Below are 16,757 nucleotides of genomic sequence, written 5' to 3'. Positions count from 1 at the left end.
GTTGACAAAATCTCATCCGATCACTCCCAGCATGCCGTATCCTGCGCTCCCGCGATCCACTCGCGGGATCTTTGCGTTGGGCATCATATTTCTATTCTTGCTGTTGACGGGCCAGGCTTATGCGGCCGGACGGGTGCAGGAATTCCTGCCAAAGGCTCAACCGAGCGAGCTGATACCGGGAGCCGATCGCTTTGGCGCGGCACAGGGCGAGCCGCCGCTGGTGCCTGCCTACCAGGGCGACCAGCTCGTAGGACATGTGTATCTAAATGCCGACGTGGTCAATTCCGTCGGATATTCAGGTAAGCCAATTCACATTCTGGTCGGCATTGACCTGAAAGGAGTGGTGCGCGGTATTAAGCTCGTCGACCACAAGGAGCCCATCGTCCTCATCGGTATCCCGGAGAAGCGGATTCTCGACGCGATGAATTCGCTCATCGGCAAGGACATGGTCGCTGTCGCCAGCGGCGCGGAGCGACCGCCGCAGGTCGACATCGTAAGCGGCGCTACCGTGACGGTTCTGGTGATGGGCGACAGCGTGGTGCGCTCCGCAGTGCGCCTGGTACGCAGCGGTCGAATCGGATCGGGCGGACAGGCAGTAGCGACCGCGGCGCCGGCGATCTCCAAAACCATCGACTTGGGAAAAAGCGAAATCAGGGACTGGGAAGCGCTGCTCGGCGATGGATCCGTCCGCCGTCTCGCGCTGACGATCGGAGACGTCAACGAAGCCTTCGTAAAATCGGGCAATCAGGCCGCAGCCGACAACCCGGAGCCCGGCGATGCGAGCGACAGGTTCATCGATCTCTATATCGCGCCCGTCAGCGTGCCGACCATCGGCCGCAGCCTGCTCGGCGATGAGGGCTACGAGCGACTTAAGGCCAGGCTCAAGCCAGACCAGCAGGCCATCGTGGTCGCCGGCGAAGGCGCATACTCCTTTAAGGGATCGGGCTATGTCCGGGGCGGCATCTTCGACCGCATCGAATTGCTGCAGGAAGGTCAGAGCACCCGCTTTCGCGACCGCAATCATACCCGCCTCGGCGCGCTTGCCGCCGAGGGCGCGCCAGAGTTGCGCGAGATCGCGCTGTTCGTGGTTCCGGAGGATTTCAAGCTCGACCTTACGGAGCCATGGCAGTTGCAGTTGATGGTGCAGCGCAATGTCGGAGCGCGGGAGAAAGCCTTTCTGACCTTCGATCTCGGCTATTCGCTTCCCGACTCGTACATGCGGATCGAGCGGATCGCGCCAGCGGCGCCCCCGCCTCAAGCGCAGGCGAGCGTGCCCGCCGCCGCCCCGGCGGGCACGCCGCTCAATGATGCGGACGCTCTCGCGGCTGGCGCCATCGAGGAACCGCTATGGATGAAGATCTGGAGGACCAACACGATCTCCATCGCAATTACGGTGCTGGCCCTGCTGATCCTCACCGCCATCTTCTTTTTCCAGGACTCTCTGGTGCGGCGTCCGAAGATCTACGTGTGGGTGCGGCGCGCCTACCTCACCTTCACCCTCGTGTGGCTAGGGTGGTATGCCAACGCGCAGCTCTCCGTCGTGAACGTTCTGACGTTCACCAACTCATTGCTGACCGATTTCAGCTGGGAGTTCTTCCTCTCCGCGCCGCTCATCTTCATCCTCTGGGCGGCTATCGCCGTAGGGCTGCTTTTCTGGGGACGCGGTCCGTTCTGCGGCTGGCTCTGCCCGTTCGGCGCCTTGCAGGAATTGCTGAACAACATCGCCCAGTGGCTCAAAGTGCCGCAGATCACGGTGCCCTGGGGCCTGCATGAAAGACTCTGGCCGATCAAGTACATTATCTTCATCGGCCTATTCGGACTGTCGCTGTACTCGGTTGCCCTCGCCGAAACACTCGCGGAAGTCGAACCGTTCAAAACCGCGATCATCCTGAAGTTCGTCCGCGACTGGCCCTTCGTGATCTACGCACTGACTCTCCTGGCGGCAGGCCTCTTTATCGAGCGGTTCTTCTGCCGCTATCTATGCCCCCTCGGCGCCGCGCTCGCCATCCCGGGACGCATTCGCACGTTCGAGTGGTTGAAACGCTGGCCGGAATGCGGCTCCCCGTGTCAGCGGTGCGCCAAGGAATGTCCCGTTCAGTCGATCCACCCTGAGGGACATATCAATGTCAACGAATGCATCTACTGCATGCATTGCCAGGAACTCTACCACGACGACCATCGCTGCCCGCATATGATCCAGGTGCGGCTGAAGCGCGAGAAGCGCGACGCACTTTCTTCGCCATCCATGCGCGGGATCAAAGACGGCGGCCCCGGACCTGCTAAACCAATCATCACCCATTTGGGAAAACCCGTCCGGGAGCGAAACCCGGCGGACGTCCCGACGTCAGTTCATGAATGACAAGGAGAACTCCATGGAAAACGAACAGGGCAAAAAAAAGGGATTCAGCCGGCGCGACATGCTCGGCACAACCGCTGCCGTGGCCGCCGCGGGCGCCGCCGGCGTGGCGGGGGGCGTCGGGCTCAGCGGCATCGGAGCCGTTACGCCGGCGGAGGCACAGACGCGGCCTGCAACGCCCGCCGCGCGTCCCGCGGTCGCCAACAAGTATGAGGTGAAGCCGGGAGAGCTTGACGAGTACTACGTGTTCTTTTCGTCTGGCCAGACGGGAGAGGTCAGGATTATGGGCCTGCCGTCCATGCGCGAACTCATGCGGGTTCCCGTGTTCAACCGCGATAGTGCGACGGGGTGGGGACAAACCAATGAGAGCCGCAAGATCCTGACCGAGAACCTTACCCCGGAAACGCGGGAGTTCTTGAAGGACAAGGGTGGGATTTACCTGAACGGCGATCTGCACCACCCTCACCTCTCGTTCACGGACGGCACGTACGACGGGCGCTATCTTTTCGCCAACGACAAGGCGAATACGCGGGTCTGCCGAATCCGTCTTGACGTGATGAAGTGCGACAAGATCATCCAGTTGCCGAACCAACATTCCGTCCACGGATTGCGAGTGCAAAAATATCCCAAGACGGGATACGTGTTCTGCAACGGCGAAGATCGGGTGCCCACTCCGAACGACGGCAAGAACCTCACTGATACCAAGGAGTATTTTTCGATCTTCACGGCTGTTGACGGCGAAACCATGGAAGTCGCCTGGCAGATCCGCGTCGACGGAAACCTCGACAATGTCGATGCCGACTACCAGGGCAAGTACGCATTCGCCACCTGCTACAATTCCGAGGAAGGCGTAACCCTGGCCGAAATGATGGCAAAGGAGCAGGACTGGGTCGTCGTCTTCAATCTTAAGCGGATCGAAGAGGCGGTTAAGGCCGGCAAGATCGAGAAAGTTGGCGGCGTGCCGCTTCTTGACGGACGCAAGGGCTCGGCCTTTACCCGCTACATCCCGGTGCCCAATAGCCCACACGGCATCAACACCGCACCGGACGGCATCCATGTGGTAGCAAACGGCAAGCTCTCGCCAACTGTGACGGTGTTCGACGTCCGCAAGTTCGACGACCTCTTCGACGACAAGATCCAGCCGCGCGATGCGGTCGTCGCGGAACCGGAACTCGGTCTCGGTCCGTTGCACACGGCCTATGACGGTCGGGGCAACGCTTTCACCACCCTGTTCCTCGATAGCCAGGTTGTGAAATGGAACATCGACTTGGCGAGGCGCGCGTTCAAGGGCGAGAAGGTCAACCCAGTCATTCAGAAGCTCGATGTTCATTACCAACCGGGCCACAACCACACCTCGATGGGACAAACCAAAGACGCGGACGGGAAATGGCTCATTTCGCTGAACAAGTTCTCGAAGGACCGTTTCCTGAACGTCGGCCCGCTCAAACCAGAAAACGATCAGCTCATCGACATTTCGGGCGATCAGATGGTGCTGGTGCACGATAGCCCGAGCTTCGCCGAACCTCACGACGCCACCATCGTGCATCGCTCCAAAATCAATCCGCTGCACGTGTGGAAACGCGACGATCCCTTCTTCGCGGACGCGGTGAAACAAGCCCAGGCCGACGGCGTGGACCTGATGGTCGATTCCAAGGTGGTCCGTGACGGCAACAAGGTGCGCGTCTACATGACGTCCGCCGCGCCTGCCTTCGGATTGGAGGACTTCACCGTCAAGCAGGGAGAAGATGTGACCGTCTATGTGACCAACATCGACGACGTCGAGGACCTGACCCATGGCTTCAGTATCATCAATTACGGAATCAACATGGAGGTTGCCCCGCAGGCGACCGCGTCGGTGTCATTCAAGGCCGATCGTCCGGGTGTCTATTGGTACTACTGCTCGTGGTTCTGCCATGCGATGCACATGGAAATGAAAGGCCGTATGCTCGTCGAACCGCAGGCGACCTAAGGCCATGCGCATTATTCGCGCCAATGTGTGCATGGGGCTGGCAGCATTCCTCGCTGCCAGCCCCACCTTCTCCGCGATGGGTGAGCAGTTTACCGTAGCCCCGGGAGAAATCAGCCTGCAGGAGATTCTCGACGCGGCATCTGATGGGGACGTCGTCGTGTTGAAGGCTGGCGAACACCGTGGCCCCCTTCGGATCACGCGTGGGCTTACCCTCAAGGGCGAACCTGGCGCGGTACTGACCGGACCCGGCAAGGGCAGCGTCGTCACTATTTCGGCGCCGGAGGCTGTTGTGAGTGGACTGACAATTCGCGGTTCAGGCAGAGATTCCGAGGCAATGGATGCCGGAGTGTTCGTCGAGAAGACCGCGAGCGGAGCGATCGTCGAAGACAACAAGATCGACGGCAATTTGTACGGAATTTACCTGCACGGTGCCGAGAACGCGATCGCGCGAAGAAACGAGATCATTGGACTCGAGGAAGGTCGCGTCAACGAAGCGGGCAACGGCGTCTCGGTGTGGAACGCGCCCGGCGCGAAAGTCCTCGACAACGATATTCGCTACGGACGCGACGGCATCTTCTCGATTACCAGCAAGCGCAACGACTTCAGCCGAAATCGTTTCCGGGATCTGCGCTTCGCAATTCACTACATGTACACTAACGACAGCCAGATCACCGACAACGTGTCGATCGGCAATACGGTTGGCTTCGCGATCATGTTTTCGCACCGGCTAAAGGTCAGCGGCAATGTCTCGGACGGCGACCGCGACCACGGCTTCCTCTTCAACTATGCCAACGGCTCACAGATCACCAACAACATGGTTCTCGGTCGCCTCCAGCCGACCGAGCGCTGGGCCACATCGGGCATGCGGTCCAAAGATGCCAAGGAGCATGGTTTGCCGGCAACGTCGGAGCCGGCGGCCGACACGAGCATCGGCGCGCGGCCTGCGCCGACGAAGTGCGTCTTCATCTACAACGCGAACCAGAATCGCTTCAACGGCAACTGGTTCGAGGGCTGCGAGATCGGTATCCATTTTACGGCGGGATCCGAGCGCAATGAACTCGTCGGAAACGCATTTCTGAACAACCGCAATCAGGTGAAGTACGTCGGAACCCGCTATCTCGACTGGTCGAAAGGTGAGCGCGGCAATTTCTGGAGCGATAATCCGGCCTTCGACCTCAATGGCGACGGGATAGGCGATAGCGCCTATCGACCGAATGATCTCATCGACAAGGTGCTGTGGACGGCGCCGCAAGCCAAGGTCCTGACCAATTCTCCGGCCGTACAGGTCATCCGCTGGGCGCAGGCTCAGTTCCCAGCCCTTCTGCCGGGCGGCGTCGTCGATAGTCGCCCGCTGATGGCGCCACCCCCCAAGCCGGAATTTCAACGAGGAGGCCGCCCGTGACGGCGACCGTCGAACTCCACCACGTCGCGAAACGCTTTGGCAAAGTCGAGGCAGTGCGGGACGTCTCTTTCGATCTCCCGGAAGGTGAGACGGTCGCACTCGTGGGACACAACGGTGCCGGCAAGACCACGCTGCTGAAGCTGATGCTTGGGCTCATTCGTCCGACCGCAGGGAGCATCCGCGTGCTGGGAGACGATCCTTCGGCCGGCGAGTTCACCGCGCGCCGACGGCTCGGCTATCTGCCCGAGAGCGTGTCGTTCAATACGGGCCTAACGGGGCGCGAGACATTGGCGTTCTACGCACGCCTGAAACGCGAACCGATGCGCGACGCCCTGGTGCTGCTCGAGCGCGTGGGCCTTACCCATGCGGCTGATCGTCGGGTCGGCACCTATTCAAAGGGCATGCGCCAGCGTCTCGGTCTCGCGCAGGCGCTGCTCGGCGCGCCACGGGTTCTCCTGCTCGACGAACCCACGACAGGCCTCGATCCGGCACTTCGGCAGAGTTTCTATGAAATCGTGCAAGAGTTGCGCGGCGGCGGGTCGACCGTCCTCCTGTCGTCCCACGCGCTCACCGAACTCGAAGAGCGCGCCGGGCGCGTGATCATCATGAACCGGGGCGTCAAGGTTGCCGATGGAACGCTGGACGACTTACGACGGTTGGCCCGCCTGCCGACCCGGATCCGCCTGAGAGTGGCCGACGGCGGCTTTCCGCACGTTTCCAATTGGCTCGGGCCGATCAGCGATTGGCGCCGTATCAACGGCCACATGATCGAAATCGATGCAAGGCCGGAGGAGAAGATCGACATTCTTCGGCGCGCGACCGGCGACGGAGCGGCGGTGGAGGATCTCGACGTGTTCCCGCCGACTCTGGATGAGCTTTACGCGCACTTCCTTCGGTCACAGGAGATGGCGCCGTGAGAAACGTGCTGATCGTTGCCCGCAAGGAGGTCCAAGAGGGTCTCCGAAACCGCTGGGTGCTGGCCACAACCCTGCTGCTCGCAGCCCTGGCGCTGTCCCTGACGTTTCTGGGCAGCGCTCCGACGGGGAATGTCGGCGTGCGTGCGCTGGACGTGGTGATCGTGAGCCTCTCAAGCCTCACGATCTTCCTGCTTCCGTTGATCGCACTGCTGATTTCCCATGACGCCATCGTGGGAGAAATGGAGCGCGGCACCATGCTCCTGCTCCTTAGCTACCCGATCGCGCGCTGGCAGGTGCTGCTCGGAAAATTCGCCGGCCATCTGGCAATTCTCGCGTTTGCCACGTTGCTCGGCTATGGGGCGGCGGCGGCGGCACTCGCCATCACCGGTTCCGCCATTGACGCGGAGAGCTGGGTCGCCTTCGGGTCCATGGTCGGATCGTCGATCATGCTCGGAGCCATCTTCATCGCCGTGGGCTATCTTGTCAGTGCCCTTGTCGGCAACCGCGGCACGGCAGCGGGAATTGCCATCGGTATATGGCTCCTCTTCGTCCTCATTTACGACATGGCGCTTTTGGGCATCCTTGTTGTCGATCAAGGCCAGACCGTCTCGGGCAGTGTCCTAAACGCGCTGCTTCTCCTCAATCCGACCGATGTCTACCGCCTGTTTAACCTGACGGGTTTCGCGAATGTCAGTTCGTTCTCCGGAATGGCAGGCGTCGCCCAAGGCGTGACCCTGAGTCTTCCCGTACTTCTCGCCGCACTCGCAGCCTGGACGCTCGTTCCTCTCGCGCTCGCGGCACTCGCGTTTTCCAGGAGAGAGTTATGAGACCGCTTGTCATTTCGAGCCTGTTGATCGGCGCGCTTGCCCTCGCGGGCTGCAACGACCGGAAAGAGGCTGCCGCTCCCCCACCAGCGCACGAACTGACCGCTACGGCGATCGGTCATTATTGCGGCATGAACGTTATCGAACACTCCGGCCCCAAAGGGCAGATCCTTCTGGCAAGCCGCAAGGATCCCGTCTGGTTCTCCTCGGCGCGCGATACGCTCTCCTTTACGATGCTGCCCGAGGAGCCAAAGGACATCCGGGCGATTTACGTGTCGGACATGGGCAAGGCCGAGACATGGGAGAAGCCGGGCGCGAACAACTGGATCGACGCGAGACAAGCGCTTTTCGTGATCGAGAGCCGCATGAAAGGCGGCATGGGCGCCGACGAACTCGTCCCGTTCTCCGAGCGGAATGCGGCGGAGACATTCGTATCCCGCAACGGCGGCCGCGTCGTATCGTTCGCAGAGGTTCCCAAGGACTACGTGCTTGGCGGCGAGACGGACGCCACAGGCGCCGTTCCGACGCAACCCGAGACAGTGGAGCAGTCGCACGACCACGCGCCTGCGGCACCCGCCGGAAAGGGCGGCCATGTCCATTGAGGAGGCGATCATGCTCCCGTCCATAACGCGCAGGCGAGCGATCGGCATAACTGCCGCTGCTGCCGGCCTGAGCCTCATTTCCGGGGGCAGCGTCGCCCGCGCGACTGGCCAACTCGTTGAATGGCGCGGTTCGGCAATGGGAGCGGTGGCGACGCTGCGCATCCATCATCATGATCGTGCCGCGGCGGAGCGTCTCATCGGCCGCGCGATCACCGAGATGCAGCGACTGGAACGCGTCTTCAGTCTCTACAGGGATGATTCCGCTCTCGTCCGGCTGAACCGACAGGGCATGTTGATTGCGCCACCGATTGAGCTTGTATCCCTTCTCGCCGAATGTCGGACCTATTACGAGCTCACGGGCGCCGCCTTTGACCCGACTGTTCAATCGGTCTGGACGCTCTTCCGCGAACATTTCGCTGTCGGAAACGCGGACCCATCAGGGCCGTCGGACGCGGCTCTCGCCGAACGCTTGACCAAGGTCGGTTTCCCTCATGTGACCTTTGATATGGATCGCATAGTTTTTGCTCGCCGTGGCATGGCTTTGACGCTCAACGGCATCGCACAAGGGTATATCACCGACCGAGTCGTGCAGATGCTTCGCCTGGAAGGGATCGATCGCAGCCTCGTCGATATGGGCGAACCGCGCGCCATGGGACCGCGGCCGGATGGATCGCCGTGGCGTGTGGGTGTCGCGAAGCCGGAAAACCCGGACGAGGTCGGCAGGACATTCGATGTCGTCGACAAGGCCGTCGCCACATCCGGCGCTTACGGTTTCCGGTTCGACCGTGAAGGCCGCTTCCATCACCTCATCGACCCGCGAACCGGGCGGCCCGGGGAGAAGTATCGCAGCGTCACTGTCGTTATGCCGACAGCGACAGCCGCGGACGCGCTCTCGACCGCCTTTAGCCTCATGAACTCAGAGGAGATTACAAAAATAGGAGAAGTACTGGGAGTTGATGACATCTATGCCACGACATCCGCAGGTCAGACCGTGTCGTTCGGCGGCTAGGAGTATCGTTCGCGGAGCAGCCCGGTCCGCTGGTGCGTTTGATCAGTCGCCCGCTCCCGGTTCGGAATTGAAGAACTCCTCGTACTTGCCGGGTGTGCCGTTCATCGCATCGGCATCGGCAAGAGGTGGCTTCTTCTGAGTGATATTGGGCCAAACGGAGGCGTATTGACGATTGATATCAAGCCACACGGGATTGAAACTTTCGGAGTCGGGAACGATCGCTTCGGCGGGGCATTCGGGCACGCAGACGCCGCAATCGATGCATTCATCGGGATGAATCGCCAACATGGTTTCACCCTCGTAGAAGCAGTCGACCGGGCAGACTTCAACGCAATCCGTGTACTTGCACAGAATGCAATTCTCCAAAACGACATGCGTCATGAGTCGGCTCTCAGTGGGGACTTCGCAATGTTTGCATTACCATGAGGAGAATAGGATTTGTGGTGCGGATTGCTACTCCCATTGAACAATTTCCTTGCGCCGCTATGATATCAACCGTCAGCAGGAGAGTTCCAATGCGCATCGCCTTCGTTGCCTCCGTGATCGTCGCCCTCAGCTCGGGCCATGCCCTGGCTCAGGATGCAGCGGCAGGAGAAAAGATATTCGCCCAGTGCAGAGCCTGCCATCAGGTTGGCGAGACTGCCAAGAACGCCGTCGGGCCCGTGCTGAACGGCCTTTTCGGTCGACCTGCCGGCACAGTGGAGGGTTACACCTATTCGGCTGCCAACAAGAATTCGGGCATCACATGGGACGAGGCGACCTTCGTCGATTACATCAAGGATCCGAAGAAAAAGATCCCGGGTACCAAAATGATCTATGCTGGCCTCAAGGATGAAAAGCGGATTCAGGATCTTGTCGCGTATCTGAAGCAGTTCGACGCAACAGGGAAAAAACTCTAAATCAGATTCACTTCGCTCCGACTCATATCTCGCGGCTTGGAAGCAATGTAGCCCCATGGGCGAGGCGCGCGTTCAACCACCTCCGCATTTGAGAAGCGACCAGAAATGCCGCCTGAAATCCAGCACCGAACCCCAATGGCGCATTCGACCAGGTGGCGACTCGCATAGCGGCAACTAGCTGAGGCGGACCGCGGCAGAAGTAATGTGTTCAGAAGCGATCTCCTTCCTTTTCTAAAGTTGGCGATCCAAAACCTCGGAAAAGGAGGTTCTCGTAGCCCAGTTCAAGCTTCCGGATAATTCTCGCTACTCCGAAGGCTCGGTTTGGCCGAAGCCGGAGAATTCAAGTCAGGTGCAGGAGTTCCGCATCTATCGCTGGAATCCGGACCGGGCGGCCAACCCGAGGATCGACACCTATTACGTGGATCGTGACGATTGCGGACCGATGGTTCTCGACGCGCTGATCTGGATCAAGAACTACATCGATCCGACCCTGACGTTCCGCCGCTCCTGTCGTGAAGGAATTTGCGGTTCCTGCGCCATGAACATCATGGGCGAGAACACGCTCGCCTGCACTCTTGGCATCGACGACTGCAATGCGAAAAGCGTGAAGATCTACCCACTACCGCACCCCGGTACTGAAGGATCTTGTGCCGGACCTCACAACGTTCTTCGCACATCATGCTCTCATTGAACCCTGGCTTCAGACGAAAACGCCCGCACCGGAAACAGAATGGCGTCAAACTCCGGAAGAACGCAGCAAGCTCGATGGCCTTTACGAGTGTATTATGTGCGCCTGTTGCAGCACGTCCTGTCCGAGCTATTGGTGGAACGGCGAACGTTATTTGGGACCAGCAGCGCTCCTGACGGCTTATCGCTGGCTGATGGATAGCCGTGACGAGGCACGAGGCAGCCGACTTGATACATTGCTCGATCCGTTTCGGCTCTATCGTTGCCATACCATCATGAATTGTACCAATTGCTGTCCGAAAGGTCTCAACCCTGCTAGGGCAATCGCTGAGATCAAGAAGATGATGGTTGAAAGAGCGCTATGAACGGGGCCGCGGATGCGTGCTGCTCCCTGCCGAAACGGAGAAATCGATGCTCATCGAGAGAATGATGCCGATTGTGCAGCGACGGCTGGTATCGATCCAGGAAGATGCTTCTCTCATGGCTGCCGCGAAGCTCCTGGCGGAAGGACATATCAATATCGTCGTCATCGTGGCGTCGGGCGGCACAATGTCGGGTGTTCTGACAAAGACCGATATTGTTCGACAGATGGGTTCCTGCCGAGGATCGAGTTGCACGGTCCCGGTATCGTCGGTGATGACACGCGATGTAACCTCGTGTTTTACAACCGATTGGCTTCAGGACGTCTGGACATCCATGACGGCAACAGGATTGCTACAATTCCCGGTTCTTGGTTCTCGAGGGGAGCCCCTTGGCGTACTTTACGCACGCGATGCGCTGCAGGCACTTTTGGGTGAAGTCCGGGATGAGGAACAGCTCTTGAAGGACTACGTCATGTCCATGGGGTACCGTTGAGGCAGGTCGTGTCAGGCTGTGAGAGGCCTAGTTGCACATATTCGGTTGCGTTCGTCATGACATCGCTCGACAGGCTCGGCACTCCGCAGACGGGTCATGCGGTTCGTCGGCTACTTCGGGACGTCACCGCTTTGCAGCGGCAGGTCGGTGCTTCCTGCTTTGCGGTTATCTTCCATTCCAGGAGGAATCTGATCAATTTAGGCAGGGAGCAACAAGGCTTGCTGCGACGCGAGTGTCGGTGCAGGCCTGGTGATCAAAATCTTCTCGATATGCAATCGAGCCACGTTCGGCACGGCTCACTCAGTCCGCCAGAAGACCGACCTCCCGCGCCGCGGCCTCGAAGATTGATCGGGCGTTCTCCACTGCTCCCTTCCCCATCATTACGTCTCGGCTGGCCTTCATCGCCGCTTTGACAATCGAATCGTCTTGAGATGACTTCGGAAAATCATAAAGCAGAACCTCCGCTGCCTCATCGACCCGGGACACCGTCCGGCGAATGTCCTGTTTAACCAGAACACACACTGGTGTGGAAAAGCAGAGGTTCACCATTGCATGACAATAGCACAGGGGTCGGGCCAGTCACTCACGATGGCATGTCCGGTTTCGCGCGGCCTGAAGTCACACTGACTTTCGCACGCCCCCAACACGCCCCACATGCTACGAAGCCGTGTTAAACCACGTCGACGGATTGGATGTCCTCGAGCAGCCAGGATGTCGAAAAGCGCATATGCAATGCAATGCAACCTCCTTGTCACTTTGGACAGCGCTTGACGAACAGTTCGAAGCGTTCGTGATCCGCTCACCTGCTCGCCACCGTCTGGTCGGACGTCCTTCGGCTGTGCACATCGCTGAGGCTTGATTTCAAACCGATCACTCCATGCAGCAGGTTTGACAAGACTGTCACTCAGCTCACGCCGGTATAGCGGCCCGGCCGGTGGTTGGTGGCGAGAATCAGATTGAGCACGGCTGCGCCCACGAGCGAGAGCGCGACCCGGTCGAAGTCCAGAACGCTGAAGGCCGCCAGCAGGATCAGAGCATCGATGCCCAACTGGACGTAGCCGGCACGGATGCCGTACCGCTCCTGAATATAGAGCGCGAGGATATTGATGCCGCCTAAACTCGTTCGGTGCCGGAACAGAATCAGCAGTCCAACGCCCATGAGTGCGCCGCCGATGATTGCCGCATAGGCGGGGTTGAGATGATCGATGCCGACCCAAGAGGGGGTGAGATTCGAGAAGACGGAAACCAGCAGAACGGCCAGAAAGGTTCTGATCGTCAGCTTTCGGCCCATACGCCTTACAGCCAGATAGTAGAATGGCAGGTTTATCGCGAAGAAGAGCGGACCGAACTCGAAGCCTGTCGCATATTGCAGCAGGAGGGCGAGACCGGCCGTGCCCCCGGTCAGCAGAACGGCTTTCGAGTACAACGTCACGCCGAGTGCGACGATCAGGGTGCCTGTGAGGAGTGCTGCCACATCCTCGTGAGCTCTATGGGTGGGTCCCCCGATTTTTTCATTCGTCATGGCGTTACTGATAGGGGCAACACCAGCTCGGACGTGGATGCTGAACGCTGCCGTGACTTCGCCCGCCCCATGGTCCCAGAGACGGGTGTATGCCCACTCCTTCTTCCTACGGCTCTAGCAGAGGCCACAGCTTGACCGCTTGGTCTTTGCGACGGCGCAAGGATCTGGGACTTTGCGACCCAGGCGGGGTGGAAAACCCCAGATCGCCCGCCGGCTTCCTGTCCAATAGTTGAACGGGGAAAGTCTAGCGCCGCGTAGCTCGCCGGTTGCTCCGCCTGGGTTTCGGATCGAGCGGCGTTTCCTTGTACAGGACCCTGGCCACGGCCTCCACGTCTGCGATCACCAGTCGCCGCCGGTAGCGCCTAATCTGGCGCTGCGCCTCCCAGGCGCGAAGCGTCCGGCTGACCGTCGGCAAAGTGCTGCCGATCAGGTCGGCGAGATCCTGGCGGCTGACCGGAAACGGGATCTCGATGCCCTCTAGTGTTTCCTGTCCGAACGTCTCGACAAGCTTCAGAATTGCGCGCGCAAGACGATGCTCGACGGGCTCGTTCGAGAGATCCCGCAGCCTGTTCTCCATCTCGCGCAGGCGCGTTTCGAGATCGTGTATGACATTGAGAGCCACACGCGGATGCCGGTCGATAACGGCTCTGACAAACTCCGACGACCACTGCAGCTCCACGCATTCCGTCACCGCCACGGCGTCCACGGGATAGAACCTGTCCAGCAGGGCCGGACTGCCGAAGATCTCCCCGGACCTGACGTACTTGATGATGACCCGTGCCCCGTTGGGGGCGGTCTGCACCAGGCGGGCCGTTCCCGAGGTGAGCACGTGCACCGAGCGGGCCGGCTGTCCTGCCGTGAAGAGCACTTCATCGGCGCGAACCACCCGCCGCTGCGCCTGCCCTAGCAGTTCGGCGGCGACGTCGGGCTCAAGCCCATTGAGCAGACGTATCGACACAGCATCAGACATGCGACCCAACCCGGTTCTGACACCGAGCGCTTCCTGTGCAGGTGTATCGCTGAACGAAGACGAAGGTTCAGCGTCCCGCCCTGCGCTCGCGACGATCAGCGGATCCATAATGCCAACGAGGCAAAGCCGCTGGCCGGATAGGTTGCCAGTACCGGCGATCTCTCCGGCCTCAACGCAATGTCATCCGTCTTGGCCAGGAGCTCCTCCATCACAACGCGCAGCTCCATCCGGGCCAAGGCTGCCCCTGGACAGAGATGAATGCCGGCGCCGTAAAGAAGATTCTGCGAGGGATCCCGATCGAGCCGGAATTGATCCGGATCCTCGAAGACGGCCTCATCGCGATTGGCCGAGGCCCAGATCAGGCTGATGCGTTCATCGGCCTCCAGCCGACGGCCGCCGATCTCGACCAGCTGAGTCGTGATCCGGCGGCTGGCGATCAGCGGCGAATGAATGCGCAAGATCTCGTCAATCGCCGCAGGCAGCAGCGAGGGATCCTCTCGGAGGCGCCGCTGCAGGTCCGCATGCGCGGCCATGTAGTGCGCCAGAATTCCGACGCTCGCGGCGATGGTGCCCAGTTCACCCACCGTCCAGTTGCGCACCATGCTGACGATCTCCTCATCGTTCAGCAACCGGTTCCCGATCTGCTCACCCAGAAGGCGGGTAGTGAGATCATCCGGCGCGGCATTGCCTGCCTTCCGACGCACGTCAAGCAGATCACGAATGAAAACGTCGAACTCCAATGCCACTGCCGCGGTTGCGGCCCGGTCGCCGGCCAGGGTGGCATCATGGTTCCGCCGGATCCATCGTCGGAGCCACTCATGCTGACTCGCCGGCCAACCCATGAACGCGCACTGGATCCGAAGGGCGAAGTCTTGGGCAAACCCTCCCATCAGCTCGACCTCGCCCCCGGCCGGCAACCGCTTCACGAGATCGGCCGCAATGCTCCTGCAGACCGGCTCGAGGGCCAGCACCTGTTCTGGTCCGAAATAGGGTTCGATGATTTCTCGGTATCCGGTGTGCTCGGGCGGGTCCATGCCATTGGGCACCGACGGGTGGCTGGAGACGACGTTGCTAAAGGTGCCATGGTCCCGCAGCACCCGCATCACGTCGACGTGCCGGAACACTGACCAGTTCAGATAATCGCTGTAAGCCACCGGGCAGCGTCCCCGCATGCCGTCATAGGTAGCGATTTGGTTGTCGAGCGCGGCACGGGACCGTGGGTCCCAATCGGGCTGTGGGTTCTTGCTCATGGGACGTGTCCAGTGGAAGGGTGAACCGCTGCTGTTTTCCCGCTGGCGACCCTCATGGACGCGCTTGGCGCGGAGCAAAATTCAAGACAGCTCGGGGTGCGCAACACTTTCTTGTCGCACTACCGGGAGTGCGCTCCTTTGCTGCACAACAAACAAGGAAGACTATTACGCGCGGTGTCGTGTCGGCAGCGGCCCTTCTCCGAAACCGCGCGTTGCCCGCAAGTCCGCCTTTCCTGCGGCGAACTCCCTTTTCGCAATGGCGACGAGCGCCAGCAGAAGAAGGATTACGGCAACAAAGAACGGCGCACCCCAGGCGATGGATGGGCCCGGCTGCGACACGCCGGCGGCAAAGCTCGCGGTGAACAGGACCGGGCCGATGAGACCGCTCACTCCCCGCAGACTGGTGAGCGCCCCCTGCAGCCGTCCTTGGTCCGAGGCCGCTATCCGTTGCGTCATGAGACCTTGCGCGGCCGGACCGAACAAGCCCCACAGCGCTGCCACCGGGATAGCCAACCAGATCCAGGCTCCGCTGGGGGCAATGCCGAAGAGCAGAGCGCCGGCGGCGCCGCAGACGAGTCCCGCCATCATTGTCCGCCGTTCGCCGAGGCGCGCGACGACGCGGCGGACGAGTCCGCCTTGCACCGCGGCCGAGGCAACACCGACGCCTGCCAAGGCGAAGCCGATGGTGAGTTGGTCCCATTCGTAGCGGTGACCGGCATACAGCACGAAAACGGCCGGAAACACCTCATGGGCGAGGCTGGAGAGAAACAGAACCACCGCCACCCTGAACACCTCCGTGTTCGACCTCAATAGGCGCAAGGCGGCGACCGGGTTCGCCTTGCGCCAAGTGAATGGCGTCCGCAGATCCCGTGGCAGCGACTCTGGAAGGACAAAGATTCCATAGACGGCGTTGGCTAGGCACAGTCCCGCCGCAACCCAGAACGGGAGGCGCAGGTCAACGGCGCCCAGCACGCCGCCGAGAGCCGGCCCGGCGATGAAGCCGAAGGCGAACGCCGCGCCGATCACCCCGAACCCGGCCGCGCGGCGATCCGCGTCTGTGACGTCGGCGACATAAGCGAAAGCGGTAGTGAAGCTCGACGAGGCCAACCCACCGACGGCGCGACCGGCGAGAAGCCAGCCGACTCCGGGAGCAACGGCCATGAGCAGGTAGTCAAGGCCGAGCGCCAGATTGGATAGCAGGATGACCGGGCGGCGTCCGACAGCATCTGACAGCGCGCCCAGAACTGGCGCGCCGATGAACTGAGTTAAGGCCCAGGTCAGTCCGAAGAGGCCATAGAGTTGTGCGGCGCTGATTGTCTCGCCCCCGAGGAACTCCTGAACTAGGCGCGGTAGCACTGGAATGATGATGCCGAAAGCTAGAAGGTCGAGGGCAACGGTGATGACCACGAAGGACAGGGTCGCGCGGCGGGGACGATGGGCTTGCATGGGTTGAAGTCTCATAACTCGTTCAATGGGAAGGATTCGCGAATTTGAG

The 16,757-nt window shown here is 60.7% G+C and carries 15 protein-coding genes and 1 pseudogene; 10 read left to right on the top strand and 6 right to left on the bottom strand.

Annotation, left to right across the window (positions count from 1 at the left end; all coding sequences use genetic code 11):
* Positions 1–31 precede the first annotated feature (31 nt).
* Genes FEZ63_RS12135 through FEZ63_RS12105 form a run of 7 tightly spaced genes read left to right on the top strand, consistent with a single transcriptional unit; the run spans position 32 to position 9,079 of the window.
* On the top strand, positions 32–2,359 hold the full coding sequence (locus tag FEZ63_RS12135; protein WP_150944727.1) for a NosR/NirI family protein: 2,328 nt from the start codon (positions 32–34) through the stop codon (positions 2,357–2,359).
* A 13-nt stretch (positions 2,360–2,372) separates the two neighbouring features.
* A complete protein-coding gene (nosZ, locus tag FEZ63_RS12130; RefSeq protein WP_150944725.1) occupies positions 2,373–4,325 on the top strand; it encodes a TAT-dependent nitrous-oxide reductase in 1,953 nt (650 codons plus the stop codon).
* 4 nt (positions 4,326–4,329) lie between these two features.
* Positions 4,330–5,727, top strand: coding sequence for a nitrous oxide reductase family maturation protein NosD (locus FEZ63_RS12125; protein WP_150944723.1), 1,398 nt, complete (start codon positions 4,330–4,332; stop codon positions 5,725–5,727).
* Complete coding sequence (locus tag FEZ63_RS12120) at positions 5,724–6,644, top strand: ABC transporter ATP-binding protein (RefSeq protein WP_150944721.1); 921 nt, start codon at positions 5,724–5,726, stop codon at positions 6,642–6,644. Before FEZ63_RS12125 ends, FEZ63_RS12120 begins: the two co-directional genes overlap by 4 nt.
* A complete protein-coding gene (locus FEZ63_RS12115; protein WP_150944719.1) occupies positions 6,641–7,471 on the top strand; it encodes an ABC transporter permease in 831 nt (276 codons plus the stop codon). Before FEZ63_RS12120 ends, FEZ63_RS12115 begins: the two co-directional genes overlap by 4 nt.
* Complete coding sequence (locus FEZ63_RS12110) at positions 7,468–8,070, top strand: nitrous oxide reductase accessory protein NosL (RefSeq protein ID WP_150944717.1); 603 nt, start codon at positions 7,468–7,470, stop codon at positions 8,068–8,070. Before FEZ63_RS12115 ends, FEZ63_RS12110 begins: the two co-directional genes overlap by 4 nt.
* Positions 8,071–8,080: 10 nt before the next feature.
* Positions 8,081–9,079 carry an FAD:protein FMN transferase gene (locus FEZ63_RS12105; RefSeq protein WP_150944715.1) on the top strand — a complete coding sequence of 333 codons (999 nt, stop codon included), beginning with the start codon at positions 8,081–8,083 and terminating at the stop codon, positions 9,077–9,079.
* 42 nt (positions 9,080–9,121) lie between these two features.
* On the opposite strand, the gene fdxA is transcribed toward FEZ63_RS12105, so the two are convergent.
* Positions 9,122–9,460 (bottom strand): ferredoxin FdxA, encoded by a 339-nt coding sequence (gene fdxA, locus FEZ63_RS12100; protein WP_150944713.1) that lies wholly within the window; start codon positions 9,458–9,460, stop codon positions 9,122–9,124.
* A gap of 134 nt (positions 9,461–9,594) precedes the next feature.
* On the opposite strand from fdxA, the gene FEZ63_RS12095 reads away from it, so the two are divergent.
* The 3 genes and pseudogenes from FEZ63_RS12095 (at position 9,595) to FEZ63_RS12085 (ending at position 11,520) form a co-directional block, all read left to right on the top strand.
* Positions 9,595–9,978 carry a c-type cytochrome gene (locus FEZ63_RS12095; protein WP_150944711.1) on the top strand — a complete coding sequence of 128 codons (384 nt, stop codon included), beginning with the start codon at positions 9,595–9,597 and terminating at the stop codon, positions 9,976–9,978.
* Between the two features lie 271 nt (positions 9,979–10,249).
* Positions 10,250–11,030 (top strand): annotated as a pseudogene (locus FEZ63_RS12090) (succinate dehydrogenase iron-sulfur subunit); the annotation flags it as partial.
* The gene (locus tag FEZ63_RS12085) at positions 11,014–11,520 is read left to right on the top strand and encodes a CBS domain-containing protein (protein ID WP_201274157.1); all 507 of its coding nucleotides are present in this window, start codon (positions 11,014–11,016) and stop codon (positions 11,518–11,520) included. The pseudogene FEZ63_RS12090 and the gene FEZ63_RS12085, both read left to right, overlap by 17 nt.
* A gap of 300 nt (positions 11,521–11,820) precedes the next feature.
* Here FEZ63_RS12085 and FEZ63_RS26210 read toward each other — a convergent pair whose 3' ends face one another.
* From FEZ63_RS26210 to FEZ63_RS12060, 5 genes are all read right to left on the bottom strand, one after another.
* On the bottom strand, positions 11,821–12,069 hold the full coding sequence (locus tag FEZ63_RS26210) for a DUF982 domain-containing protein (RefSeq protein WP_150944709.1): 249 nt from the start codon (positions 12,067–12,069) through the stop codon (positions 11,821–11,823).
* 355 nt (positions 12,070–12,424) lie between these two features.
* Positions 12,425–13,042, bottom strand: coding sequence for a YitT family protein (locus FEZ63_RS12075; RefSeq protein WP_150944706.1), 618 nt, complete (start codon positions 13,040–13,042; stop codon positions 12,425–12,427).
* Positions 13,043–13,286: 244 nt separating this feature from the next.
* Positions 13,287–14,120, bottom strand: a complete 834-nt coding sequence (locus FEZ63_RS12070) for a Crp/Fnr family transcriptional regulator (protein WP_150944704.1) — start codon at positions 14,118–14,120, stop codon at positions 13,287–13,289.
* Positions 14,108–15,262, bottom strand: coding sequence for a cytochrome P450 (locus FEZ63_RS12065; protein WP_150944702.1), 1,155 nt, complete (start codon positions 15,260–15,262; stop codon positions 14,108–14,110). The genes FEZ63_RS12070 and FEZ63_RS12065 overlap by 13 nt, the downstream gene beginning before the upstream one ends.
* Positions 15,263–15,427: 165 nt before the next feature.
* A complete protein-coding gene (locus FEZ63_RS12060) occupies positions 15,428–16,708 on the bottom strand; it encodes a TCR/Tet family MFS transporter (RefSeq protein ID WP_244622772.1) in 1,281 nt (426 codons plus the stop codon).
* Positions 16,709–16,757 lie beyond the last annotated feature (49 nt).

Source organism: Microvirga brassicacearum, from assembly GCF_008757455.1.
Lineage (GTDB): Bacteria > Pseudomonadota > Alphaproteobacteria > Rhizobiales > Beijerinckiaceae > Microvirga > Microvirga brassicacearum.
Note: the sequence above shows the minus strand (reverse complement) of the source record. Positions and strands in the feature narration are given on the sequence as shown.